The sequence below is a fragment of the Eubacterium sp. An3 genome, assembly GCF_002159465.1.
GTDB lineage: Bacteria > Bacillota > Clostridia > Lachnospirales > Lachnospiraceae > Anaerobutyricum > Anaerobutyricum stercoris.
On sequence record NZ_NFIR01000023.1, the window covers coordinates 53,839 to 59,939 of the forward strand.

Sequence of the window (6,101 nt, forward strand, 5' to 3'; positions counted from 1 at the left end):
GATATTGTCTATTCCGGCATAGTGATCCTACCGTAGATGGCTGAGGTGGCCGCGGTGGCCGGGGAACCCAGGTAGATGCCTACTTTGGAGGTACCCATGCGGCCCAGGAAGTTCCGGTTGTTGGTGGCGAGGACCTTCTCGCCGTCGGTAAGGATGCCGCCGGCACGTCCGCAGCAAAGTCCGCAGCCCGGCTGGGTGATGATGGCTCCGGCTGCGGCCAGAGTCTTCATGTAGCCGGCTTTGATGGCGTCCAGATAAATCTGGCGGCTGGCCGGGGTGATGATGAGCTTGCAGGCAACAGTCTTTCCTTCGAGGATTCTGGCTGCCACAGCCAGGTCTTCCAGACGGCCGTTGGTGCAGGAACCGATGAATACCTGGTCAAGCTCTGTGCCCTCCACTTCAGATACAGGATGGATGTTGTCCACCTGGGACGGGCAGGCGCAGACAGGAACAAGATCTTCCGCCTGATAGGTCATGACTTTGCAGTAGCTGGCGTCGTCGTCGCCGTAAAGCCAGTCCACGTCCTCCATGGATACTTTGGAATATTCACAGGTTTTTTCGTCCGGGCGGAAGAGGCAGGCTTTGGCTCCGGCTTCGATGGCCATATTGGAGATGGTCATGCGGGAAGCCACGCTCATAGTATCCACGGCAGAGCCGGTGATCTCCAGAGCTTTGTAGGTGGCGCCGTCAGCGCGCAGGTCTCCGATGAGCCGGAGAATCACGTCTTTTGCCGATACATTTGCCGGAAGCTCGCCGTCGATGACGACTTTGATAGTTTCCGGAACGCGGATCCACATTTCTCCCGTGCCGAGAATGGCAGCCATCTCGGTGTAGCCGATGCCCGAGGAGAAACAGCCCACGCAGCCGTAGGTGGTGGTGTGGGAGTCGGTGCCGAACACGATGTTGCCCGGTTTGGCGTATCCCATCTCGGTCATAAGCTGATGACAGATACCGTCGCTGCGATGCACGTGGGTGAGACCGTATTTATCCGCGAAAGCGTCGCCAATCTTAAAGTGGCGGACGTCTTCCACAGCGCTGGTCGGAACCAGATGATCGTAAATTAAAACGACTTTGTCCGGATCCCATAACTTTTTAAAGCCCATTTCTTCAAATTTCTCTGCCACAAATGGAATGAAAATGTCGTGGATCATCACCCGGTCCACATTTACGGTGACAATTTGTCCCGGTTCCACATGATCGGCTCCGATATTTTTTTTGATGATTTTTTCAATTAATGTATAGCCCATGTCAACCCTCCTCAATGATGCCGTTTCGTTTCTGCATGGCCTTAACGAGACCGCCGGCATTGATAATATCCATCAGATTCTGCGGAAGAGGAGTGATCGGGAAAATCTGTCCGTCCTTCTCAATGGACTCGCCCATGGTGACGGTAATCTCGTCGCCTTCTTTGACCACATCCTGGATGTCGCTGTTTTCGATGAGCAGCAGCCCGTTATTGATGGAATTGCGGAAAAAGATGCGGGCGTAGGATTTGGCGATGACACAATTGATCTTCAGCGCCTTGATAATCTCCGGCGCCTGCTCCCGGGAAGAGCCGCAGCCAAAGTTCTTTCCGGCGACGATGATGTCGCCTTCCTTGATTTGTCCGGCCAGCTCCGGGCGCAGCGGAGAGAAGCCGTACTGTTTCATATCTTCGACAGTTGGCAGGGCCAGATATTCTGTCGGGATGATGATATCGGTGTCAATATCGTCGCCCAGTACCCAGACTCTGCCGGTAAATTTTTCTGTATTACTCATAGGAATCGAATCCTTTCTATATATTATTCGTTTCGTCTGTGATATATCCGGCCACGGCGGAAGCAGCAGCTACAGCGGCGTTGGACAGATACACCTTGGAGGTCGGATGACCGGCGCGGCCTTTAAAGTTTCTCGTTCCGGTGGAGATGAGCACCTCATTTTCTCCGATAACGCCCTGACAGCTTCCCCAGCAGACGGAGCAGTTCGGATTCATGATCATGGCGCCGGCTTCCATCAATGTGGTGATGATGCCTTCTTCCAGAGCCTCAATGTAGACGGCTTTGGAAGCCGGGGCAACGATGAAACGTACCTTCGGACTTACCTTTTTGCCTTTTACCACATCGGCAGCGGCCCGCAGATCCTCGATACGGCCGTTATTACAGGAGCCTACAAAGGCTTCGTCGATGGCGATTTTCTCTTTCTTCACGTCCTTTAAAAGAGCAAAATTATCCACGAAATCCGGGCGGACAACTACCGGCTCGATTTTGCTCAGGTCATAATCGTACACGGCGGCGAACTGCGCGTCGTCGTCGCTCTTAAACATATGTACCGCTTCCCGGCCATGGGCCTTGCAGTATTCCACAACCTTTTCATCCGGCTCCACGATACCGGCCTTGGCGCCGGCTTCCACCGTCAGATTGCAGAGTACGATACGCTCGTCAATGGAGAGATTGTGGGCGCCGTCTCCGGCAAACTCCATGATCTTGTAGTTGGCTCCGTTGGCTCCGATATCACCGATGATGGTGAGAATCAGGTCTCTGGCGTACACGCCCTCCCGCAGAGAACCGTGAAGGTTAAAGCGGATGGTTTCCGGAACCATCACCCAGGAAGTTCCGGTGGTCATGGCATAGAGGAAATCTGTACAGCCCACTCCTGTTCCGAAAGCGCCCAGTGCTCCGTAAGTGGTGGTGTGGGAATCTGCACCGAAAATCAGCTCGCCCGGGCAGACATAATCTTCCATCATGATCTGATGACAGACGCCCTGTCCCTCATATAATTTGATGCCGTGATCTTTGGCGAAATTACGCATTTTTTTATGTGCTTCGGCAGTTTTCGGATTCTCCGCCGGTACGTTGTGGTCCATGATGAAGACTACTTTATCTTTATCGGCAATCTTCGGATTCTTCAGCTGGTTGTAATACATATCCACAGTCAGATGTGTGGTTCCGTCATTGCTCATCATGCGGTCCAGAGTGACCGTGTGAATATCATTTGGCTTCACCTCGTCCACGCCGGCGGCTCTGGCAATGATCTTTTCTCCTAATGTCATACCCATATTTATGCCTCCTCCTTATTTAAAGATGCAATGAGCCCTCCGGCAGACAGAATCTTCTGCATATATTCTGGAAGCTTGGTGCAGGAAAATACCTGACCGTCCACGGTGACTGTTCCGGCGGACAGGTCAAGCTCCGCCTCGCCGCCGTCCTCCACGTGGTCGTACAGATCTTTGCATACAATAACCGGAAGCCCGATGTTGATGGCGTTCCGGAAGAAAATTCTTGCAAATGATTTGGCAACGACCGCCTTGATACCCAGGGCCTTCAGGACGCTCGGCGCCTGCTCTCTGGAAGAGCCGCAGCCGAAATTCTCTCCGGCCACGATCAGATCGCCCGGCTGAGCTTTCTTTGCGAAAGAAGGATCCAAAGATTCAAATGTATACTGTTTCATGGCTTCAATATCCGGCAGAAGCAGATACTGGGAAGCGATAATCTGGTCGGTATCCACATCGTTGTGAAACTTCCAGACACGACTTTTACTCATACTGATACCTCCGTCTGTTATGTTTTTTTATTCAGAATAATTCATAAAATGTCCTGCCATCTTGCGATGCAGGCGCTTTTTACTGTCTGATAACTCATATTATAGAATACTACAAAATAAATATGAAGTCCAGAATAAATGGGGATTTATAGAGATGAAAAGGGATGATACACAGACGATGGCGTAAGGCCACAGACAGGTTCGCCCGACTCGGCCCTCACTCGGCCTGACCTATAGAATATATTTTCCCAGGAAATACGACAGCCCTCGTTCACAGCTCGCGGTCGAAGTCTGTCTGTGTCCAAAACGTCATCTGTGTTGTGGAAAACCACTCTTTTCACCTCTATAAAAATCCTGTACCACGTTGCAAACCAGCAGATATTATCAATCATGGGGAATCAGGCTGCATATAAATGACCTGTTCTCGCATTGTCATTGAACAATCGCAATACAAGCAGGCAATCAGACTGAAGAGCACGCTACTCTGATACAGATGCCGTCGAGATGGAACGGGAGTTTTGTCACAATCTTAGTGATGCCGCAAATCTCGTCTGCTCCTGCATCCTCAGATTCTATCGAAACCCGCAGTTCCACCTCGACAAATCCCCATTAAAAAAAATATTGACACTTTGTCAGAATAGTGCTACAGTACATTTGCTGACATAGTGTCAGAACGGAACCGCAGTATATTTGTCATAGCAGGATAACGCTGCGGTGCAGGTTCGGACAATGTGTCGGAGAGACAGATTATACATTTGTATCAATGATTAAAGGAGGAACTTGACATGTTAGGAAACTTTTCATATTGTAACCCGACAAAGTTATATTTTGGCGATGAGTCTCTGGATTATCTGAACACGGAGCTGCCGAAGTATGGTAAAAATGTGGTGCTCATCTACGGTGGAGGTTCCATTAAGAAAAACGGCATCTATGACGCCGTGGTAAAGATTTTAAAAGATAATGATAAAAATGTGGCGGAGATCGCCGGCGTTATGCCGAACCCGACGGTGGATAAGCTTTATGAGGGCGTGGAGACTGCCCGCGGACATCAGGCAGATTTGCTTCTGGCGGTGGGCGGCGGTTCTGTCTGCGATTATGCCAAGGCAGTTTCTGTATCCGTCAACTGTGACGAAGACCCGTGGGAGAAATATTACCTGCGCTTTGAAGAACCGGACTGCGAGACTCTTCCGGTGGGATGTGTGCTGACCATGGTAGGAACCGGTTCTGAGATGAACGCCGGAGCGGTCATCACCAATCCGAAGACAAAACAGAAGATCGGTCATGTATTTGCCGATGAGAAGATCATGCCGAAGTTTGCCATCCTGAACCCGAAATACACGCTGACACTGCCGCATTATCAGATGGTAGCGGGAATCTATGATATCTTTAATCATATCTGTGAACAGTATTTCTCCGGTGATGATGACAATACCAGCGACTATATCAGCGAAGGACTGATGCGCTCTGTTGTTCACGCAAGCCGCATCGCCAATGAGAATCCGCAGGATTACGAGGCAAGAAGCAACCTTATGTGGGCGGCTACCTGGGCCCTCAACACTCTGGTTTCCCGCGGTAAATCCACCGACTGGATGGTGCACATGCTCGGACAGTCTGTGGGAGCCTACACCGACGCCACCCACGGCATGACGCTGGCTGCGGTTTCTCTGCCATATTATCGTTACATTCTGCCTTATGGCGTGCAGAAGTTCAAAAGATTCGCTCGAAGGCATCGCCGACGGCACCCTGATCATGCCGGGTGGATATAAAGTTCTGAATCGTGAGGAAATTATAAATATTCTTAAAGAGAGCCTGTAGGATACAGGCGAAAGAATAAGACAAAATGATGGAAAAGGAGAGTGTATCATGAGTCAAAAAGTATTAGTTGCATATTTTTCCGCCAGCGGCGCAACCGCCCGCGTGGCACAGGAGATGGCGCAGGCTCTGGGCGCAGACCTCTATGAGATTCGCCCGGAACAGCCGTATTCCTCCGCAGATCTGAACTGGATGGACAAAAAGAGCCGCAGCACTTTGGAAATGAACGATCCATCCTGCCGTCCTGTCATCGCAGAGCCGGTGCAGGACATGGCGCAGTACGATACCGTTTTTATCGGTTTCCCAATCTGGTGGTACGTGGAGCCACGCATTGTGGATACCTTCCTCGAAAGCTATGATTTTGCCGGCAAGACGATGATTCCGTTTGCCACCTCCGGCGGCAGCGATATCCGAAAGGCGGAGAAGAGCCTGAAGGAACATTGTCCGGCTGTTTCCTGGAAGAAAGGACAGCTTTTAAACGGATCCGGAGCGGCGGACTGGGCGCAGCGCGCGCTGAACTGAGAATGAGATAGATTTCAGGCGGCAGGGAATAAAGACAGAAATGCGTTTCCCTGCCGCTGTTTTTGTGGGAAGACTCGCGGGCGGGCTAATCTTGAAATAGGGCTACCGCAATCCCACTGTCTTTAGACAATCACGACAAACGCATGAATGAATAAATTGTGAACATCCATCCTGATTTTCTGGTATACTCAAAGAAAAAAGGATAGGAGTTCTTCTATGAAAGCACTTTTAGATTATGTAAGCACAGT

Annotated in this window: 5 protein-coding genes and 1 pseudogene; 2 read left to right on the forward strand and 4 right to left on the reverse strand. The window is 50.7% G+C overall.

Annotated features, from left to right (window positions below; translation table 11 throughout):
- Nucleotides 1-8: 8 nt before the first annotated feature.
- The 4 genes from B5F87_RS15425 to B5F87_RS15440 are packed head-to-tail and all read right to left on the reverse strand — an operon-like array spanning nucleotide 9 to nucleotide 3,519.
- The gene (locus tag B5F87_RS15425; protein ID WP_087282613.1) at nucleotides 9-1,247 is read right to left on the reverse strand and encodes a 3-isopropylmalate dehydratase large subunit; all 1,239 of its coding nucleotides are present in this window, start codon (nucleotides 1,245-1,247) and stop codon (nucleotides 9-11) included.
- Nucleotide 1,248: 1 nt separating this feature from the next.
- The gene (locus tag B5F87_RS15430) at nucleotides 1,249-1,758 is read right to left on the reverse strand and encodes a 3-isopropylmalate dehydratase (protein WP_087282615.1); all 510 of its coding nucleotides are present in this window, start codon (nucleotides 1,756-1,758) and stop codon (nucleotides 1,249-1,251) included.
- Nucleotides 1,759-1,774: 16 nt separating this feature from the next.
- The gene (locus B5F87_RS15435) at nucleotides 1,775-3,034 is read right to left on the reverse strand and encodes an aconitase/3-isopropylmalate dehydratase large subunit family protein (protein WP_087282617.1); all 1,260 of its coding nucleotides are present in this window, start codon (nucleotides 3,032-3,034) and stop codon (nucleotides 1,775-1,777) included.
- Between the two features lie 2 nt (nucleotides 3,035-3,036).
- Nucleotides 3,037-3,519, reverse strand: a complete 483-nt coding sequence (locus B5F87_RS15440) for a 3-isopropylmalate dehydratase small subunit (protein ID WP_087282620.1) — start codon at nucleotides 3,517-3,519, stop codon at nucleotides 3,037-3,039.
- A gap of 785 nt (nucleotides 3,520-4,304) precedes the next feature.
- Here B5F87_RS15440 and B5F87_RS15445 point away from each other — a divergent pair.
- Both B5F87_RS15445 and B5F87_RS15450 read left to right on the forward strand, forming a co-directional pair.
- Nucleotides 4,305-5,334: pseudogene (locus tag B5F87_RS15445) on the forward strand (iron-containing alcohol dehydrogenase).
- 48 nt (nucleotides 5,335-5,382) lie between these two features.
- Entirely contained in the window at nucleotides 5,383-5,853 is a 471-nt protein-coding gene (locus B5F87_RS15450) for a flavodoxin (RefSeq protein ID WP_087282622.1), read from the forward strand.
- Nucleotides 5,854-6,101 lie beyond the last annotated feature (248 nt).

Bases quoted from the DNA above. Each gene is read 5' to 3' on its own strand.
- B5F87_RS15425 (WP_087282613.1), bottom strand. From the start codon at position 1,247: ATGGGCTATACATTAATTGAAAAAATCATCAAAAAAAATATCGGAGCC.
- B5F87_RS15430 (WP_087282615.1), bottom strand. From the start codon at position 1,758: ATGAGTAATACAGAAAAATTTACCGGCAGAGTCTGGGTACTGGGCGAC.
- B5F87_RS15435 (WP_087282617.1), bottom strand. From the start codon at position 3,034: ATGGGTATGACATTAGGAGAAAAGATCATTGCCAGAGCCGCCGGCGTG.
- B5F87_RS15440 (WP_087282620.1), bottom strand. From the start codon at position 3,519: ATGAGTAAAAGTCGTGTCTGGAAGTTTCACAACGATGTGGATACCGAC.
- B5F87_RS15450 (WP_087282622.1), top strand. From the start codon at position 5,383: ATGAGTCAAAAAGTATTAGTTGCATATTTTTCCGCCAGCGGCGCAACC.